Origin of the sequence: Azoarcus sp. PA01 (genome assembly GCA_001274695.2) — a bacterium.
Classification (GTDB): domain Bacteria; phylum Pseudomonadota; class Gammaproteobacteria; order Burkholderiales; family Rhodocyclaceae; genus Aromatoleum.
In genome coordinates this window covers 121,724-138,909 of record LARU01000002.1, presented here as the reverse complement: position 1 = coordinate 138,909, position 17,186 = coordinate 121,724, and the positions used below count along the sequence as shown (strand labels likewise).

The 17,186-nt window shown below is 66.9% G+C and carries 13 protein-coding genes; 10 read left to right on the top strand and 3 right to left on the bottom strand.

From position 1 onward, the window contains the following. Nucleotides 1-121 precede the first annotated feature (121 nt). Entirely contained in the window at nt 122-1,513 is a 1,392-nt protein-coding gene (locus PA01_01725) for a rhodanese-like domain-containing protein (GenBank protein KON80531.1), read from the top strand. A 143-nt stretch (nt 1,514-1,656) separates the two neighbouring features. Here PA01_01725 and PA01_01720 read toward each other — a convergent pair whose 3' ends face one another. Next, nucleotides 1,657-2,133: a hypothetical protein gene (locus PA01_01720; protein KON82237.2), complete on the bottom strand. Its 477-nt coding sequence runs from the start codon at nt 2,131-2,133 to the stop codon at nt 1,657-1,659. A 419-nt stretch (nt 2,134-2,552) separates the two neighbouring features. Next, nucleotides 2,553-3,191 carry a response regulator transcription factor gene (locus PA01_01715; protein ID KON80530.1) on the bottom strand — a complete coding sequence of 213 codons (639 nt, stop codon included), beginning with the start codon at nt 3,189-3,191 and terminating at the stop codon, nt 2,553-2,555. A gap of 385 nt (nt 3,192-3,576) precedes the next feature. On the opposite strand from PA01_01715, the gene PA01_01710 reads away from it, so the two are divergent. The 3 genes from PA01_01710 to PA01_18445 all read left to right on the top strand — a co-directional run bounded on the left by PA01_01710 (nt 3,577) and on the right by PA01_18445 (nt 5,755). Then, entirely contained in the window at nt 3,577-3,909 is a 333-nt protein-coding gene (locus PA01_01710) for a hypothetical protein (protein KON80529.2), read from the top strand. A gap of 129 nt (nt 3,910-4,038) precedes the next feature. Continuing rightward, the gene (locus PA01_01705) at nt 4,039-4,269 is read left to right on the top strand and encodes a DUF2795 domain-containing protein (protein KON80528.1); all 231 of its coding nucleotides are present in this window, start codon (nt 4,039-4,041) and stop codon (nt 4,267-4,269) included. Next, nucleotides 4,262-5,755: a DUF4254 domain-containing protein gene (locus tag PA01_18445; protein ID KON82236.2), complete on the top strand. Its 1,494-nt coding sequence runs from the start codon at nt 4,262-4,264 to the stop codon at nt 5,753-5,755. Before PA01_01705 ends, PA01_18445 begins: the two co-directional genes overlap by 8 nt. An 87-nt stretch (nt 5,756-5,842) precedes the next feature. On the opposite strand, the gene PA01_01695 is transcribed toward PA01_18445, so the two are convergent. After that, nucleotides 5,843-6,901 carry a glycosyltransferase family 9 protein gene (locus PA01_01695; GenBank protein KON80527.1) on the bottom strand — a complete coding sequence of 353 codons (1,059 nt, stop codon included), beginning with the start codon at nt 6,899-6,901 and terminating at the stop codon, nt 5,843-5,845. A 284-nt stretch (nt 6,902-7,185) separates the two neighbouring features. On the opposite strand from PA01_01695, the gene PA01_18440 reads away from it, so the two are divergent. The 6 genes from PA01_18440 (at nt 7,186) to treS (ending at nt 17,069) form a co-directional block, all read left to right on the top strand. Then, entirely contained in the window at nt 7,186-8,055 is an 870-nt protein-coding gene (locus tag PA01_18440) for a PRC-barrel domain-containing protein (GenBank protein KAI5913007.1), read from the top strand. 138 nt (nt 8,056-8,193) lie between these two features. Continuing rightward, a complete protein-coding gene (gene egtD / locus PA01_01685; protein KON80526.1) occupies nt 8,194-9,201 on the top strand; it encodes an L-histidine N(alpha)-methyltransferase in 1,008 nt (335 codons plus the stop codon). Between the two features lie 120 nt (nt 9,202-9,321). Further along, entirely contained in the window at nt 9,322-9,768 is a 447-nt protein-coding gene (locus PA01_01680) for a DUF2892 domain-containing protein (protein ID KON80525.1), read from the top strand. A gap of 13 nt (nt 9,769-9,781) precedes the next feature. Beyond that, nucleotides 9,782-11,692: a 1,4-alpha-glucan branching protein GlgB gene (gene glgB, locus PA01_01675; protein ID KON80524.1), complete on the top strand. Its 1,911-nt coding sequence runs from the start codon at nt 9,782-9,784 to the stop codon at nt 11,690-11,692. Further along, the gene (locus PA01_01670; protein KON80523.1) at nt 11,673-13,715 is read left to right on the top strand and encodes an alpha-1,4-glucan--maltose-1-phosphate maltosyltransferase; all 2,043 of its coding nucleotides are present in this window, start codon (nt 11,673-11,675) and stop codon (nt 13,713-13,715) included. Before glgB ends, PA01_01670 begins: the two co-directional genes overlap by 20 nt. Before the next feature lie 12 nt (nt 13,716-13,727). Then, nucleotides 13,728-17,069 (top strand): maltose alpha-D-glucosyltransferase, encoded by a 3,342-nt coding sequence (treS, locus tag PA01_01665; protein KON80522.2) that lies wholly within the window; start codon nt 13,728-13,730, stop codon nt 17,067-17,069. The last annotated feature ends 117 nt before the right edge of the window (nt 17,070-17,186 follow it).

The following is a 17,186-nucleotide window of genomic DNA, read 5'->3' as shown; positions in this document are numbered from 1 at the left end:
CTCGATCATCGGCAACCTGACGGGCCGCCAGGCGCGGACTCCGAGGGACAGTGCAGATGTGCGCTTCGTGGGAACCGTAATTGCTGCCCTTTTCGCGAATTTTTCCGGAGAGGGGAGAACGATGTTTTTCCAGCGCCTCAAGACGCCCGGCCTTGGGCACAATTCCTATCTGCTCGGCTGCGGCGATGGTCTCGCGCTGGTGGTCGACCCGCGCCGCGACATCGACGAATACTTTCAGCTCGCGCGCGAGAATGACCTGACGATCGCGTACATCCTCGAGACGCACCGCCAGGAGGATTTCGAATTCGGTTCGCGCGCACTCGCGGAGCTCAGCGGCGGAAAGATCGTCGGCGGCCGGCACGAGCTGTTCGGCGACATCGACGTGAGGCTCGGTGACGGTGAGAGCCTCGAAGTCGGGACGACCAGAATCGTCGCCCTGGAGACGCCGGGCCACACGCCCGAGAGTGTGTCCTACGCGGTCCATGTGAAGGATGCGGGCGAGCGGTGCTGGGGGGTGTTCACCGGCGATTCGCTGTTTGTCGGCGACACCGGGCGCACTGATCTGCCCGACCCGCTGCGCACCGGCGAGAACGCCGGCATCCTGTACGACTCGGTTCACCGCAAGCTCGCGCCGCTCGGCGAGCAGACGTTGCTGTTTCCGGCACACGGTGCGGGTTCGCCATGCGGCGGCAACATCTCGTCGCGCGACGATTCGACCCTCGGCATCGAAATGGCGACGAACCCGGTGTTCACACTGAGTCGCGAGGATTTCGTGAAGCACAAGCTCGACGAGGAAATGGCGCGGCCGCCGTATTTCCGGCACATGGAAAAGGTCAATCTGCTGCCGGGAAGGCCTTTCCAGGGGGTCGTCCGCGTCCGGGTGCTGCAGCCGAAGGCGCTCCGGGAGCGGATGGGGGACGGCATCGTCATCGACACCCGCACGCCCGACGCGTTCGCCGCCGCGCACATCCCGTTGTCCTACAACCTGTGGCTGTCCGGAATTCCCGCCATCGGCGGCTGGATCGCCGACGAGAACAGCCGCGTCTTCCTGGTCGTCGACGACTCCGCCGACGTCGAGCCGGCGGTCCTGTCGTTCGCGAGGATCGGCATCGACGGGGTCGAAGGCGTGCTGACGGGCGGGGTCGAAAGCTGGCGCGAGCAGGGGCTGCCGATCGAGCGGATCGCGACGATCAGCGCCGCCGACGCCGCGGAGCGAATCGAGCGCGGCGAAGTTCGTGTGCTCGACGTGCGCGACGAATATGAATGGAACGAGAAGCACATCCCGGACGCCCTCCACTGTTATGTCGGCTACCTCGAGGACAGGCTACCCGACCTGCCCCGGGATGCGGAGCTCGTCGTCCACTGGAGCGTCGGGCACCGTTCCGGCGTCGCAGTCAGCATCCTGAAGCGGAACGGCTTCACCCGCGTGCAGAACATGCTCGGGGGCCTCACCGCCTGGGAAGCCCTGGGCCTTCCGCTCGTCAAGGCCGACGACGCGGCGCAGGGGCAGTGATCAGGGGTAGTGAAATCCGCATGGGCATCCGCACCGATGCGGGTGACGCGCCCTGCCTCCGGGGCGGAATGCGACAGCGAATCCGACGCGCAGAAAGAGGGCGCGCCGCGGCAACTTGTCCGCGGCTTTGCACCCATCGGTAGCTACTCGACGTCCACCGTTTGCGTGTCAACCACCACGTTGTCTTCCTTCAGCGTGAGTGTGGCCGTGGTGAACTCGACGTCGACGACTTCAGCGGTCCATTGCGAGTTGGGGCATGAATCGGCCGGCGCAGCAGGATGGGCGGTCATCACGGTCAACCGGGACTGGCCATTCCTCGGCGTTTCAAGGGGGCCACTGGACCCGAGGGCGTTGAACTCGAAGGTTTGGCCGGGCGCGATGTTGCCGCCCGGGTTCGTGCATTCGACGGTTGCGACGCCCTGTCCCTCGATCTCGATCTCGAAGGTCGTGCCGCCCAGACCCGCCACCTTGACCGTGCATGCGAGCTGCGTTCCGATATCCGTGCAGTTCGTCGCTTTCTCGAGAAAGTGCCCGCTCTGAGCAACCGCTTCGCCTACCGGGATCAAAGAGGCGCCAGTCGCAAAAAGGCCAATAATTAGATAAGCGCTCGTGCTTTTCATGTTCGACTCCTACTGAATTTCAATTACGCCAGTTTGCATGGGGCCTGCTGTCGTTAATTCGGCTTCGTCGCTGCCCCACGAGCTGCGCCGGGGGTGCTGCGAGTCATTGGCGAACGGAATGTGTTCGCGAGCGCTTGCGTAGCGTGCCCTTCCGGTAGAAGCAGCCTAGTTGTGTCGAACTCGAAACTCGATCTATCGGAAGGTGGATTCCCGTATATCGAAGGGCACAATTGAAGCGCGCTGCCGTATTTGTTCAACCAGGCGTCGCGCTGCCACTGAATGCAGATCCGATCTCGACTCCGTCCGCGAATGAACCTCTTTCGAGTTCGCTCCCGAGCTTGTCAGGCGGCTTGACCCTGCCGATTATCGTCAAGCGATGGGACGACTGTGTCAGTGGAACGAATACGCCGACCGAGACCTCAGACCGGATCATTGTCCTGCGCGTACGCCGCCAATTGCAGGCGCGTGTGCACGTTGAGCTTGCGGTAGATATGGTGGAGGTGGCTCTTCACCGTGCCTTCACTCAAGAAAAGGCGGGCGGCGATCTGCTTGTTGCTCATGCCGGTGACAACCAGACGGATGATTTCCCGCTCTCGCGTGGAAATCTTTTCCAGCGCCTCCCCGCCGCCCGCCCTGCCCCCGACCAAACGGTCGAACGCCCTGCTCACTGAGCCTGTCTCGATCCAGCGCCCGCCGCCATGTACTTTGCGAACACAGTTTACGACGAGTCGCGACGGAACCTCCTTGAGGAGGATGCCGTCCGCGCCGAGGCGGAGCGCTGCCGTCGCCTGAGCGACGGTGATGGTATCGGCAAAGAGCACCACATGGGAGGACGATGCGAGTGAGCGTAGCCTCTGCAGCACGTCGATGCCGTTCATGTCCGGCAGTCCGTTGTCCAGCAGCAGGACATCGGGGCAATGATCCATCGCCGCGTGCAGCGCCTGCTCGCCGGTGGTGCAGCACGCCTGCACCTGGATGTCCGGCTCCCGCGCGAACAGTCCCCTGAGCCCATCCAGCACGATGGGGTGATGGTCAGCCAGAACGAGCCGTATAGTCACGCGTGTCGTAAACCTGCGCAAGCTGATGGGACGCCGGTCCGCGCGCGTGTAGCGGTGTCCATGCGGTTTAAAGAGAGATATCCGTCACGCGCCGCAAACCGCTCATCTTCCAGATAGGGCCCGAGGTCTGCCGATGCAACGCGCGAGTGGGGCGATTTTCCTGCATGCGTAGCGGTCAGCATAAAAAGTGCCCCTGTAGGAAACGGCGTTAAATCATGTTCTTACCAGGTAGGTCGCGACTGTCCTTGCAGTCGACTGTAAAAACACGCGACAGAGGCGCCAAAACAGCCTGGGCGAATCGCTTCGGGGCACCAGCGGACGCTCGTTCGCCGCCGCCTTACCACGCTCCTGGACCTGTGGCTGTGGGCATGAGGTGGGGCGCCTCGTGTTGCCTGATCTGTCCGATCCCGAGCCCGCGGTTCATCTGACGCTCGATCTGGGCAGTCAAGCGAAATTCGGGCCCGACGCCGAATGGCTCGGCACCCCCGCCTGTGCCTCGATCCGGCACGGGCGCAGCGTTTTTACGCCGCGATTCGCCGCTGGTGGGGTGCGACCGAAGATCGCCGGCCCCGGCATGCCCGATGCGGATTTTCGCATCGACGGACCCGATCGGCATGGCGTGCCGGGACTCATTCACCTCCTCGGCATCGAATCGCCCGGTCTCATGGCGGAGATCGCGAACGGGTGCCAGATCGCGCGGGAGATCGCGGGGCGGTGACCGTGTAAGGTTGGCGGTGGTGTTGTAACGGTCTTCAGGCCGGAGGCGGGGAATCTTGGGGCAGGGCAGGGAGCGCCGCGGGCATTCCGATTGCCCGAAGCTGGCCCAGTGCCACTCCAGGAGACGATCATGGCGAGCCAGCAGAAAGACGAAACGACGTCTGGACAAGCGGTGCCGAACCCGGTTCAGGTGCAGAAATTTCTCGGCGGCCTGGATTACCCGGTCGGGAAGCAAGAGCTGGTCGAACAGGCACGCAAGAAAGGCGCCGACGCGAACGTGATGGACGCGCTCGAGCGGATCCCGGATCGGCAGTATGACAGTCCCGTCTCGGTGTCTGCGGAGATTGGCAAACTTGGCTGAGGGAACCGCAGCCCCTGCCACGGGCCCCGCAGAGGCGGCCGCCCGCTTCGAACTGCAGGCCGATTCGATCGTCGCGTTTCACGATGGTTTCCTTGCCGGGCGGGACGCGCCATGGCCTGCCGAACCCGCCCCTTGGTGGCAGTGGATCGACGAAAACCACCGCAGCAACACGGCGTTGTGGCGCGAAGAGGATCGGGCGCGCCGCAGCGACGTGCCGGACAGCGAGATCGTGCGTTGCAAGCGCAACATCGATGCGTTGAACCAGCGGCGCAATGACGCCGTCGAGGCGCTGGACGACTGCCTTCTTGCGGCCCTCGAGCGCGTCGTGCCGGCGCCCGCTCATGATGCGCGGCTGTCGAGCGAGACCGCGGGCGCGATCATCGATCGGCTGTCGATCCTGGCGTTGAAGATCCACCACATGCGACAGGCGTCGCAGCGTCGCGAAGCCGGCGCCGAGCACATGCAGCGGTGCGCCGACAAGCTCGTGACGCTGGTCGCGCAGCGCAAGGACCTCGCGGCCTGTCTCGACCGACTGCTGCACGAAGCGCGCTGCGGCGTCGCGCGCTTCAGGACCTACCGGCAGTTCAAGATGTACAACGATCCGTCGCTGAATCCCGAGCTGTACCGCCGCTCGCGCTCGGCGAACGATGCGGCGCCGGCGAACACGCCGTTCGCGGTCGATGTGCTGATCCCGACTTGCGACCGGCCCGCCGCGCTCGCCGTGACGCTGACTTCGCTTTTCGCCCAGCGCAGCGGTGCGCTGCGCATCGTGGTGTCCGACCAGGGCGAGCGGGACAGCGCCGAGGCGGCCTCCGAAGTGCAGGCGGTCGTGCGGCTTCTCGCCGCGAAAGGGCACGTCGTCGAGTTCCACCGTCATCTGCCGCGCCGCGGCCTCGCCGAGCAGCGCCATTTCCTGCTCGCGCAGGCGCAGGCGCCGTATGTGCTGTTTCTCGACGATGACGTCGTCGTCGAGCCGGATCTCGTCGAGCGTTTGCTGAAGGCGATCCGGGAGCAGGGTTGCGGGTTTGTCGGCAGCGCCCTGATCGGCCTGAGTCATGCTGCGGACCGGCGGCCGCACCAGCAGCGCATCGAATTCTGGGACGGTCCGGTCGAGCCCGAAGAGGTGCTGCCGGACAGTCCGGCGTGGGCGCGCCACGAGTTGCACAACGCCGCGAACCTGTACCACGTGCAGACCAATCTCGGCCTCACGCCGGAGCGGCAGCGCCTCTATCGTGTTGCGTGGGTCGGTGGCTGCGTGCTGTTCGACCGCGAGAAGCTCGAGGCTGCGGGCGGATTCGAATTCTGGCGCGAGCTGCCCCCCGAGCACTGCGGCGAGGACGTGTTCGCGCAGCTGCGGGTCCTCGCGCGCGACGGCGGCTGCGGCATCATCCCGTCGGGCGCCTACCACCAGGAGCTCGCGACGACGGTCCCGCGGCGTGACGTCGATGCGCCGCGCGTGTTGCGCACGAAGCTGGAGGTACGATGACGAGTTCGGCAGCCTGCGATCCACCCCACGTTTCGCTGAAGTCGCGGCGATCGCGGTGCTTCGGCCGCACGGCGAGACCGGCGAAGTTCACGAAGCGGGTGCTGGAGCTGTGGCGCGATGCGCAGGCATCGCCAGCAGCGCGCGTGCCTGCGCCAGCACCTCGTTGAGGTCTTCGTCGCCACCGCCCTGAGCCGCTCGATCGCGCATTGGCGCCCAGACCGGCCGATGGAGCGCGCGATCGAGCGGTGCCCAGCGGGCGATCTCGGACGCGCGAAAGACGATCACGCACGGCAGTTTCAGGGCCGCGGCGAGATGCGCGACGCCGGTGTCGTTGCACACCAGCAGCCGCGCGCCGGCCAGCAGGGCCGCGAGGGCGCCGGCGGAGATCGGCGCCGCAGCGTCGACAGCCGGAGTGCGCATCGCAGCCTTCACCGCAGCGGTGATCGACGTTTCGTACTGCGAGCCGGTCAGCACCAGCGGCAGCCCGCACTCGTCGTGCAACGCATCGCCGACCGCGGCGAACCGCTCCGGCGGCCAGCGCCGTTCCACTGCTCGGGCGCCAGCGTGCAGACAAACGTACCCGTTCGGCCGCAAGCTTTCGGCGACGCCGCTCGCAACGAGTTCGGCGTGGTCGGCGCCAGTCAGCGGAAACTCCAGGTGCTCGCCGACAGGCGGGGCGCCGAGAAAGCGCAGCAGCGCCAGCAGGCGCCGGATCTCCGCACCCTCGTCGGGATACCGCAGGAACCCCCCGTCGCCACTGCCGCCAGCGTCGAAACCGGCGTTGAACCGCGCGCCGAACTGCGCGACGAGCGGGTTCGTGATCGTCCCGTTGCCATGCATCTGGATCACCAGATCGGCTCGCCGCGCCCGCATCCCACCCACGAACTCGGACAGCGCGGCGGAATCGGGAGGCTGTTCCGGCAGGCCCGGAAAGCCCGGAAAGGCGACGAAATCGTCCAGATAGCGCGGGTAGCGGGCGGCGAACGCCGCAGCCCACGGCAGGCCGACGAGCGTGATGTGCGCGTGCGGACAGGCGGCCCGCAACGCGCGCAGCGCCGGCACGGCACACAGCATGTCGCCCAGTTGCAGCGCGCGGAACACGACGATCGTGCGCGGCTGCAGAACTTCCAGCAAGGGAGGGGGCATTCGGGTTTCCTGCTAAAGCCGGGCTCGCGCTGCTGCAAGCCGGATGCCGGGCCGAATCGGCCGGACGCTGCCGCAGCCGGCGCGCGGGCTCCCGCCGCGCCGGACGGGCCGCAGGTGCTTCTTACACGGCCGTGTAGTTGTTGCATGCGGGATCGCAAGACAATTGTGCCCGGCGAATGACGGTCGGGCCTTCCGCTTGCTTCTCCGGTTCGGTGCAGGGGCCGGAAGCCCGACCCGGGCAGGGGGTCGCGCTCCCTCGCACTCAGTCATGAGGAGGGATCAAGATGAATATGAATGCAAAGACCAAACGCAAATTGATCGCGGCGATCGTAGCGACGGCCGTCGGGCTGCCCGCCTACCTGGGGCACGCTGCCGAAGAACGTCCGGCGCCGCCCGCGACCTCGACGCGCGAAGCGCCGCCAGCCGCTGCCCCGGGCGCCGCAACGGCCCAGTCGCGTGTGGCGCGGGCAAGCAAGCTGATCGGCGCCGAAGTCAAGAATCCGGTGGGCGAAAAGCTCGGCGAAATCAAGGACCTCATCGTGGATGTGCGAAACGGGACGGCGCATTACGCAGTGCTGTCATTCGGCGGCATCGCGGGGATCGCCGACAAGCTCTTTGCTTATCCGGTTAGCATGTTGCGGTGGGGGCCGGGCAAGGACGAGCTGATACTCGACATCGAACGCTCGCGGCTCGAAGCGGCTCCCGGGTTCGGCCCCGGCCCCTGGCCTGACTGGGGGGTCGATTCGTATCGCCGCAGCGTCGACGAGTATTTCAAGACCGATCGGCCCGCCGAAACCGGACCGAATCCGAAACTGATGCAGGCCAGCAAGCTGCTCGACGTCGAGGTCGAAGACCGCGAGAAACGCAACGCCGGCGAAATCAAGGATCTCGTCGTGAGCCTCGCCGACGGAACGGTGCCGTATGCCGTGCTCGATCTCGACAAGGCGTGGAACGCCGACGACAAGCTGGTTCCGCTTCCGCTGTCGTCGTTCGAGTTTTCGACGGATGACGAGAAGATCGTGCTCAAGGAGTCGCGCGAAGGGTTCGACACGAGCCGGGGTTTCGACGACAACAACTGGCCCGACATGAACGGTCCGGCCTTGCGGGGCGACTTGAACAAGTCCCCGGGCGAGCGCGAGCGGGAGCGCAGGTAGGCCGGCGTGGCGCGATGCTGCCGGTTGGCTTGAGCGCCTGTCTTACTACACTGGAAAAACCGGGTCACGGTTTTGCCATGCGCCCGAGGCGGTCGGCCCGTTCCGCGGCCAGTGCCGAATGACTGCGAGGGGACGCCGATGCAGATGAGTGACCCGGGCAAAAGCCCGTTGTGGAAAGCACCGACAACGGACGGGGCGCGGCATCGCCTGCCGGACCGGGCCGGGGACGACGATTTCCGCAGTGCGCTGCTTGCCGGCCTCGCGGCGACGCCGAAACACGTGTCGTGCAAGTTTTTTTACGACGCCGAAGGCTCGGCGCTGTTCGATCGTATCTGCACGCTGCCGGAGTATTACCCGACCCGCGTCGAATTCGCGCTTCTCGAACGCCACGCAGCCGAGCTGGCCGGGCTCATCGGTCCGGACGTCGAACTCGTCGAGTTCGGCGCCGGTTCCGGGCGCAAGGTGCGGCGGCTGCTCGATGCGCTGCAACGGCCGCGTGCCTACGTTCCGGTCGACATCTCGGGCGAACATCTGCAGCAGGCCGCGAAGCGGCTGAGTGCGGATTACCCGCGGCTCGGGATTCGGCCGGTCGTCGCCGACTACACGCAGGCGTTCGATCTTCCGCAGAGCATGTCGGGGGTGCAGCGCCGTGTCGGTTTTTTCCCCGGTTCGACGATCGGCAATTTCGCGCCCGAAGAGGCCGCCGAATTCCTCGGCATGGCGGCGGTTTTGCTGGACGGCGGGGGCCTGCTGATCGGCGTCGACCTGGTCAAGGATCCGGCGCTTCTGCATGCCGCCTACAACGATTCGCAAGGCGTCACGGCGGCGTTCAACAAGAATCTGCTCGCGCGAGCGAACCGCGAGCTCGGCGCGGACTTCGCCGACGACGGTTTCGCCCATTACGCGTTCTACCAGCCGCTCGCGCGGCGCGTCGAAATGCATCTGGTCAGTCTCGCCGCGCAGCGGGTGCGGGTCGCCGGCCGGGAATTCCGTTTCGCCGCCGGCGAGACGCTGCACACCGAGAATTCCTACAAGTACACCATCGACGGGTTCCGCTCGCTCGCCGAACAGGCCGGCTTCGTGCCGCGCAGATACTGGACCGACGCGGCGCCGCTGTTCAGCCTGCACTGGCTCGAAGTCGCCTGACCCGCCGGCGACGCAAGGCACGGCGCTTGCGAACGGCGACAGGGCCGCGACGGCGCAACGTTGCCGCGCAAGTGCCCGTTCGCGTCCGTCCTCACCGCTTTCAGCTTTCAGGAGGCAGCCATGTTGTCATCGACCGTAGACCGCGTCCCCGCGCACACCGCCGCCCACATCAACCAGCGCATCCGGCAGCTCACCCGGGAGAACATCGAGCGCGCGTCGCTCGGCGGGCCGGCGCAGATCGACCGGCGCCTCGCGGAGCTGGACGAGGAGTGGGACATCGAGCGCACGCTCGAGGCGAATGCGGCGTCGGTGATGCTCGCCGGGACCGCGCTGGCGCTGTTCGTCGATCGCCGCTTCCTGGCGCTGCCCGCGCTCGTCGGCGCGTTCCTGCTGCAGCATGCGCTGCAGGGCTGGTGCCCGCCGCTGCCGCTGTTCCGGCGCCTGGGTGTGCGCACCGCGGGCGAGATCGAGGAGGAGCGCCGCGCGTTGCAGGCGATGCGCAACGGCACGCGCGCGACCGGCTCGGCGGTCCCCAGGACGGGCGCCGCGATCGAACGGATCCGCTGAGCAGGGGGGATGGATGGACGCTACGACGACGCACAGCCGCCTCTCCGAACACGACATCTACCTGTTCCGCGAAGGCTCGCACGGGCGCCTCTACGACAAGCTCGGCTGCCAGCTCGACGACGCTGGCGCGCGTTTCGCCGTGTGGGCGCCGAACGCACGCGCGGTATCGGTGATCGGGAGCTTCAATGCGTGGCGCGACGATGCGGCAGTGCTACGCGCGCGTGACGACGGTTCGGGCATCTGGGAAGGTTTCGTCGCCGGCGTCGCGCCCGGCGACATCTACAAGTACCGCGTCGCGGGTCATGACGGGCGCGTTGCCGAGAAGGCCGACCCGTTCGCGCAGTATGCCGAAGTGCCGCCAGCGACCGGCTCGCGCGCGTGGCGCAGCGCGCACCGCTGGGCCGACGACGCGTGGATGGCCGGGCGCGCTCGCGCGAACGCGCTCGATGCGCCGTTCAGCATCTACGAACTGCATCTCGGCTCGTGGCGCCGCGGGCCGGACGGTGCGCTGCCGGGCTATCGCGAGATCGCGCCGCAGCTCGCCGCATACGTCGTCGAGTGCGGCTTCACGCATGTCGAACTGATGCCGCTCTCGGAGCATCCGTTCTACGGCTCGTGGGGCTACCAGACCACGGGCTATTTTGCCGCGACGGCGCGCTACGGCACCCCCGACGACCTGATGTTCCTGATCGACACGCTGCATCAGGCCGGCGTCGGCGTGATCCTCGACTGGGTGCCGTCGCATTTTCCGAGCGATGCACACGGCCTGGCCGAGTTCGACGGCACCTACCTGTATGAACATGCGGACCCGCGCCAAGGCTTCCACCCGGAATGGCATTCGTGCATCTTCAATTACGGCCGCCACGAAGTGTGCGCGTTCCTGCTGTCGTCGGCGCTGTTCTGGCTCGAACGCTTCCATATCGACGGACTGCGCGTCGATGCGGTCGCGTCGATGCTGTATCTCGACTACGGACGCCAGCACGGCGAGTGGGTGCCGAACCGCTACGGCGGCCGGGAGAACCTCGACGCGGTCGCGTTCCTGCGGCGGCTCAACGAGGCGGTGTATCGCGACCACCCGGGCGTGCAGACGATCGCCGAAGAGTCGACCGCATGGCCGATGGTGTCGCGCCCGGTGTATGTCGGGGGCCTGGGCTTCGGCATGAAATGGAACATGGGCTGGATGCACGACTCGCTCGACTATTTCCGCCACGACCCGCTGTTCCGCAAGTTCCACCACGGCCGGATCACGTTCTCGATCTGGTACGCGTTCCACGAGAACTTCGTGCTGCCGCTGTCGCATGACGAAGTCGTCTACGGCAAAGGCTCGCTGATCGGCAAGATGCCCGGCGACAGCTGGCAGCAGTTCGCCGGCGTGCGCGCGCTGTTCGGCTACATGTGGGCGCATCCGGGCAAGAAGCTGCTGTTCATGGGCGGCGAGTTCGGCCAGCGGCGCGAATGGACGCACGAGGGCGAACTCGAATGGTGGGTGCTCGGGCAGCCGGAACACGCCGGCCTGCGGCAGTGGGTCGGCGACCTGAACCGGCTGTATCGCGAGCGCGCCGCGCTGCACGAGCTTGATTTCGACGAAGCCGGTTTCCAATGGATCGACAGCGACGACAGCGAAAACAGCGTGCTGTCGTTCCTGCGCAAGTCGCGCGACGGCGCGATCGTCCTCGTCGTATGCAATTTCACGCCGGTGACGCGACCGAACTACACGCTCGGCGTGCCGCGCGCCGGCTTCTGGCGCGAAGCCCTCAACAGCGACGCGACGCTGTACGGCGGCAGCGGCGCGGGCAACCTCGGCGGCGTCGAAACCGTGCCGGTGCCCGCGCACGGCCATTACCAGTCGCTGACGCTGACGTTGCCGCCGCTGGCGGTGCTGTTCCTGAGTCCGGAGGTCGACGATGCGCACCCGGACCGCTGACATAGTCGAGGATGCGCGCCGCGTGCCGGACGAAGGGCGGATTCGCGCCGTCATCGAGGCGGTCACGCCACAGGTCGACGGCGGTCGCTTTGCCGTCAAGCGCGTCGCCGGCGACGAGTTCGACGTCGAGGCAGACTGCTTCGCGGATGGCCACGACGCGGTGCTCGCGATGCTGTGCTGGCGGCGCGACCCGGACGAGCAGTGGCACGCCGTGCCGATGACGGCGATCGGCAACGACCGCTGGCGCGCCCGGATCAGGCTCGGCGAGGTCGGGCGGTGCTGGTACACCGTCACCGCGTGGGTCGATGCGTTCGAGTCGTGGCGCCGGGATCTGACGCGGCGGATCGAGCTCGACGACATCCGCATGGCAGGGCTGATCGGCGCCGACCTGATCGAGGAGACTGCCGAACGCGCGACGATCGGCGACGACCGCGAGCGGCTCGCGGGGTGGGCGCGGCGGCTGCGCGACGCGAGCCAGGCCGAACGCGCGGACCCGAACGCGCTCAAGGCGCTCGGGCTCGATGCGCGACTCGGTGAGATCGCAGCGCGCCATCCGGATCGCCGCTTCGCCGCCGTCCACCCGATTCTGCCGCTCGACATCGACCGTCCGCTCGCGCGCTTTGGCGCGTGGTACGAGCTTTTTCCGCGCTCGACCGCAGCAGTCGCCGGCGCGCACGGAACGCTGCGCAGCTGCGCCGATCGTCTCGCCGACATCGCCGCGATGGGCTTCGACGTGCTGTACCTGCCGCCGATCCATCCGGTCGGCCGCGAGCGGCGCAAGGGACCGAACAACGCGCTCGTCGCCGGGCCGGACGACGTCGGCAGCCCGTGGGCGATCGGCGCCGCGGAAGGCGGGCATCTCGCGGTGCACCCGCTGCTCGGTACGGTCGACGATCTGCGCTTTCTGATCGCGCGCGCGCGCGAACACGGCGTCGAACTCGCGCTCGACATCGCGCTGCAGTGCGCGCCGGACCATCCATGGGTCGCCGAGCATCCGGAGTGGTTCCGCCGCCGGCCCGACGGGACAGTGCAGTACGCCGAAAACCCGCCGAAGAAATACCAGGACATCTATCCGTTCGACTTCGAGACCGGCGACTGGCAGGCGATGTGGGAAGCGCTCGCCGGCATCTTCCGCCACTGGATCGCAGAAGGCGTGCGGATCTTCCGCGTCGATAACCCGCACACCAAGGCTTTTCCGTTCTGGGAATGGGCGATCGCGAGCATTCGCGGCGATCATCCGGACGTGATCTTCCTCGCCGAAGCCTTCACGCGGCCACGCGTGATGCACCGGCTCGCGAAGCTCGGGTTCACGCAGTCGTACACGTACTTCACGTGGCGCAACACGCGCGCCGAGCTCACCGAGTATTTCACCGAGCTCGCGCATGGCCCCGGCGCCGATTACTTCCGCCCGAACGTCTGGCCCAACACGCCCGACATCCTGCCCGAATATCTGCAGCTGGGCGGCCGGCCGGCTTTCGTCGTGCGCCTCGTGCTTGCGGCGACGCTCGCGGCGACCTACGGCATCTACGGCCCGGCGTTCGAGCTGATGGAGCACATGCCGCGCGAGCCGGGCAGCGAGGAGTACCTCAACTCCGAGAAATACCAGCTGCGCGAATGGGACCTCGACCGGGCCGACAGCCTCGCCGCGCTGATCGGGCGCGTCAACCGCGCACGCCGCGACAACCCGGCGCTGCATGACAACACGTCGCTGCGTTTCCTGCCGATCGACAACGACCAGCTGATCGCGTATTCGAAGACGGCCGAGGCAGGCGACAACATCATCATCGTCGTCGCGAATCTCGATCCGCACAACGTGCATTCGGGGTGGCTCGAACTCGACCTCGACGCGTTGGGCATTACGCCGGGGACGGGCTTTCAAATGCACGACCTGCTGTCCGGCGCGCGCTACCTGTGGAGCAGCGCGCGCAACTTCGTGCGGCTCGACCCGCAGCGCGTTCCCGCGCACCTTTTCGTGCTGCGCCGTCGCGTGCGCAGCGAACGCGATTTCGACTACTTCCTGTAAGGGCCGTCGACGATGGATCTGTTGCCCGCAATGGCCGCGCCGGACAAGGAAACCGACGACGGGCTCTGGTACAAGGATGCGGTGGTGTACGAACTGCACGTCAAGGCGTTCTTCGACGCCAACGACGACGGCGTCGGCGACTTCAACGGCCTGACGCGCAAGCTCGATTACATCCGCGACCTCGGCGTCAACACGATCTGGCTGCTGCCGTTCTATCCGTCGCCGCTGAAGGACGACGGCTATGACGTCGCCGACTACCATGGCGTGCTGCCGGCGTATGGCACGCGTGCCGATTTCCGGCAATTCGTCCGCGAAGCGCACCGGCGCGGGCTGCGCGTCATCACCGAGCTCGTCGTCAACCACACGTCGGACCAGCACGCGTGGTTCCAGGCGGCGCGCCGCGCACCGGCAGGGTCGTCGAAGCGCAACTACTACGTGTGGAGCGACGATCCGACGCGATACAGTGGCACGCGCATCATCTTCACCGACACCGAGACGTCGAACTGGGCGTGGGATCCCGTCGCGAAGTCGTACTACTGGCATCGCTTCTTCAGCCATCAGCCGGACCTCAACTTCGAGAACCCGAACGTGCTGAAAGCGGTGCTGCGCACGATGCGCTTCTGGCTCGACATGGGCGTCGACGGCTTCCGCCTCGACGCGATTCCGTACCTGCGCGAGCGCGAAGGCACGAACAACGAGAACCTCGCCGAAACGCACGACGTGATCCGCGAGATCCGCAAATGCATCGACGCGCACTACCGCGGCCGCGTGCTGCTCGCCGAAGCGAACCAGTGGCCGGAGGACGTGCGCGAGTATTTCGGCGACGGCGACGAATGCCACATGGCGTACCACTTCCCGCTGATGCCGCGGCTGTTCATGGCGGTCGCGCAGGAAGACCGCTTCCCGGTCGTCGACATCATGCGCCAGACGCCGGACATCCCCGACAACTGCCAGTGGGCGATCTTCCTGCGCAACCATGACGAGCTGACGCTCGAGATGGTCACCGACCGCGAGCGCGACTACATGTGGCAGTTCTTCGCCAACGACCCGCGCATGCGCATCAACGTCGGCATCCGCCGGCGTCTCGCACCCTTGCTCGAGAACAGCCGTGACCGCATCGAGCTGATGAGCTTCCTGCTGCTGACGATGCCCGGCTCGCCGATCATCTATTACGGCGACGAACTCGGCATGGGCGACAACGTCTTTCTCGGCGACCGCGACGGGGTGCGCACGCCGATGCAATGGACGCCGGACCGCAACGCCGGGTTTTCACGCGCCGACCCGCAGCAGCTCTACCTGCCGCCGATCATGGACCCGATTTACGGCTTCCAGGCGATCAACGTCGAAGCGCAGGCGCGCAATCCGCATTCGCTGCTGAACTTCACGCGGCGGCTGATCGCGATGAGGAACGGCTCGCGCGCGTTCGGCCGCGGCACGCTGCGATTCCTCGAGCCGGGCAACCGCAAGGTGCTCGCCTACTTGCGCGAATATCGCGACCAGAGCGTGCTGTGCGTCGCGAATCTCGCGCGCACGCCGCAGGCGGTCGAACTCGACCTCGCGCGCTTCGAAGGCCGCGTGCCGGTCGAGATCGTCGGCCGCGTGCCGTTTCCGCCGGTCGGTAAGCTGCCGTATCTGCTGACGCTCGCCGGCCACGGTTTTTTCGCCTTCGAGCTGTCGGCCGATGCGCCGGCGCCGAACTGGCACGAGGAGCGGCTGCCGCAGACCGAGTTGCCGATGCTCGTGCTCACGGAGGGCTGGCGCACGTTCTTCCGCGGTCACGAGGGTGGCAGCGCGGTGCGCCGCGCGATCGCCACGCGCAGCCGCGACCAGCTGCAGAACGAAGTGCTGCTGCCGTACCTGCAGGCACGGCGGTGGTTCGCCGCGAAAGGCGAGACGGTGACGCGCATCGAAGTCGTCGAGGAGCAGGAGTGGGCTGCCGGCGGCGGCAACTGGCTGCTCGCGCTGCTCGAAGTCAGCCTCGCCGGTGGATCGTCGCACCTGTATTTCCTGCCGCTCGGCATCGCGTGGGAGACGGCCGGTGACAACCCGATCGATCGTTTCGGTGCGGCGGCGCTCGCCCGCGTTCGCGAGAAAGCGCGCATCGGCATTCTCTACGACGCGTTCATCGACCCGGTGTATTGCCGGGCGCTCGGCCAGAGCATCGGCGGAGGCGGGCCGCAGCCGCTCGGCCACGGCAGCTTGCGCTGCACCGCGAGCGAACACTACGCGCGGCTTGCCGAGGCGCTCGACGACGAGGTCCGCCAGCCGCTGCAGGAGCAGACCAACACCGGCGTGTTCTTCGGCTCGCGGCTGTACCTGAAAGGTTATCGGCGCCTGCAGTTCGGCACGAACCCGGAAATCGAAATCGGCTATTTCCTCGGCAGCGTCCCGGAATTTTCACGCGTCGCCGCGGTCGCCGGTTCGGTTGAATACGTCGCCCCCGACGGTCGGGCGGCGGCGCTGGCGATGCTGCAGGAATTCGTCGATAACCAGGGCAACGCGTGGGATTACACGCTGAATCACCTGGATCGGCTTTTTTCTCCCGATACCTGGCCTGCCGCGGCGGTCGACGAAGCCGAGGCCGAGGGGATGGACCGGGTCTATCTGCTGCTCGCGCAGACGCTCGGAAGGCGCATCGGCGAGATGCATGCGGCATTCGCGCACGGCACTGATCCGGCATTCGCGCCGGAGCCGCTCGGCGACGCGGAAGTCGAAGCGTGGCGGGCTCAGGTGATCAGGGATGTCGAGCGCACCCTGGGCCTGCTCGAAGCGGCGTTGCCGCGCCTGGACGAGCGCGTCCGCAGCGAGGCGCGGCAGGTGCTGACGGCGCATCGTCCGTTGATCGCGCGCCTCGCCGGGCTCGAGCTGGCTTCACCCGGCCTCGTCAAAACGCGGCTGCACGGCGACCTGCATCTCGGGCAGGTGCTGATCGTGCAGAACGATTTCGTCATCGTCGATTTCGAGGGCGAGCCGGCCCGGCCGATCGACGAGCGGCGATACCGGCATTCGCCGCTGCGGGACGTAGCCGGCATGTTGCGTTCGTTTGACTACGCGGTACGCACGGTCGGATACCACCACCTCCAGGCGCGCCCCGAACACGCCGACGCGCTCGCGCGCGCGCTGTTCGAATGGAAGGACGGGGTGGTGCGAAGCTTCCTGCAGGCATACCACGAAGTCGTCGCGCCGCTGCCTTCGGTTCCGCCGGATACAGCCGTCGCGGCGGATTTCGTGACGCTGTTCGTCATCGAGAAGCTGCTCTACGAACTGCGCTACGAACTCGACAATCGCCCGGAATGGGTCCGCATTCCGCTCGCCGCACTCGCGGAAATCGCGGCGTCGCTGCCGGGAAGCTGACACGGCGTGTGCACGGGATGATTTCCAGCCGGCGCGGGCTATCACCCCCCAAATACCGTTCGGGCTGAGTTCGTCGAAGCCCTGGCAGCGCCCTTCGACAAGCCTGTCCTGAGCGAA

What these genes read in the sequence shown, in the direction of transcription:
- PA01_01725 (KON80531.1), top strand. Translation starts at nt 122, where the DNA reads ATGTTTTTCCAGCGCCTCAAGACGCCCGGCCTTGGGCACAATTCCTAT.
- PA01_01720 (KON82237.2), bottom strand. Translation starts at nt 2,133, where the DNA reads ATGAAAAGCACGAGCGCTTATCTAATTATTGGCCTTTTTGCGACTGGC.
- PA01_01705 (KON80528.1), top strand. Translation starts at nt 4,039, where the DNA reads ATGGCGAGCCAGCAGAAAGACGAAACGACGTCTGGACAAGCGGTGCCG.
- PA01_01695 (KON80527.1), bottom strand. Translation starts at nt 6,901, where the DNA reads ATGCCCCCTCCCTTGCTGGAAGTTCTGCAGCCGCGCACGATCGTCGTG.
- PA01_18440 (KAI5913007.1), top strand. Translation starts at nt 7,186, where the DNA reads ATGAATATGAATGCAAAGACCAAACGCAAATTGATCGCGGCGATCGTA.
- egtD (KON80526.1), top strand. Translation starts at nt 8,194, where the DNA reads ATGCAGATGAGTGACCCGGGCAAAAGCCCGTTGTGGAAAGCACCGACA.
- PA01_01680 (KON80525.1), top strand. Translation starts at nt 9,322, where the DNA reads ATGTTGTCATCGACCGTAGACCGCGTCCCCGCGCACACCGCCGCCCAC.
- glgB (KON80524.1), top strand. Translation starts at nt 9,782, where the DNA reads ATGGACGCTACGACGACGCACAGCCGCCTCTCCGAACACGACATCTAC.
- PA01_01670 (KON80523.1), top strand. Translation starts at nt 11,673, where the DNA reads ATGCGCACCCGGACCGCTGACATAGTCGAGGATGCGCGCCGCGTGCCG.
- treS (KON80522.2), top strand. Translation starts at nt 13,728, where the DNA reads ATGGATCTGTTGCCCGCAATGGCCGCGCCGGACAAGGAAACCGACGAC.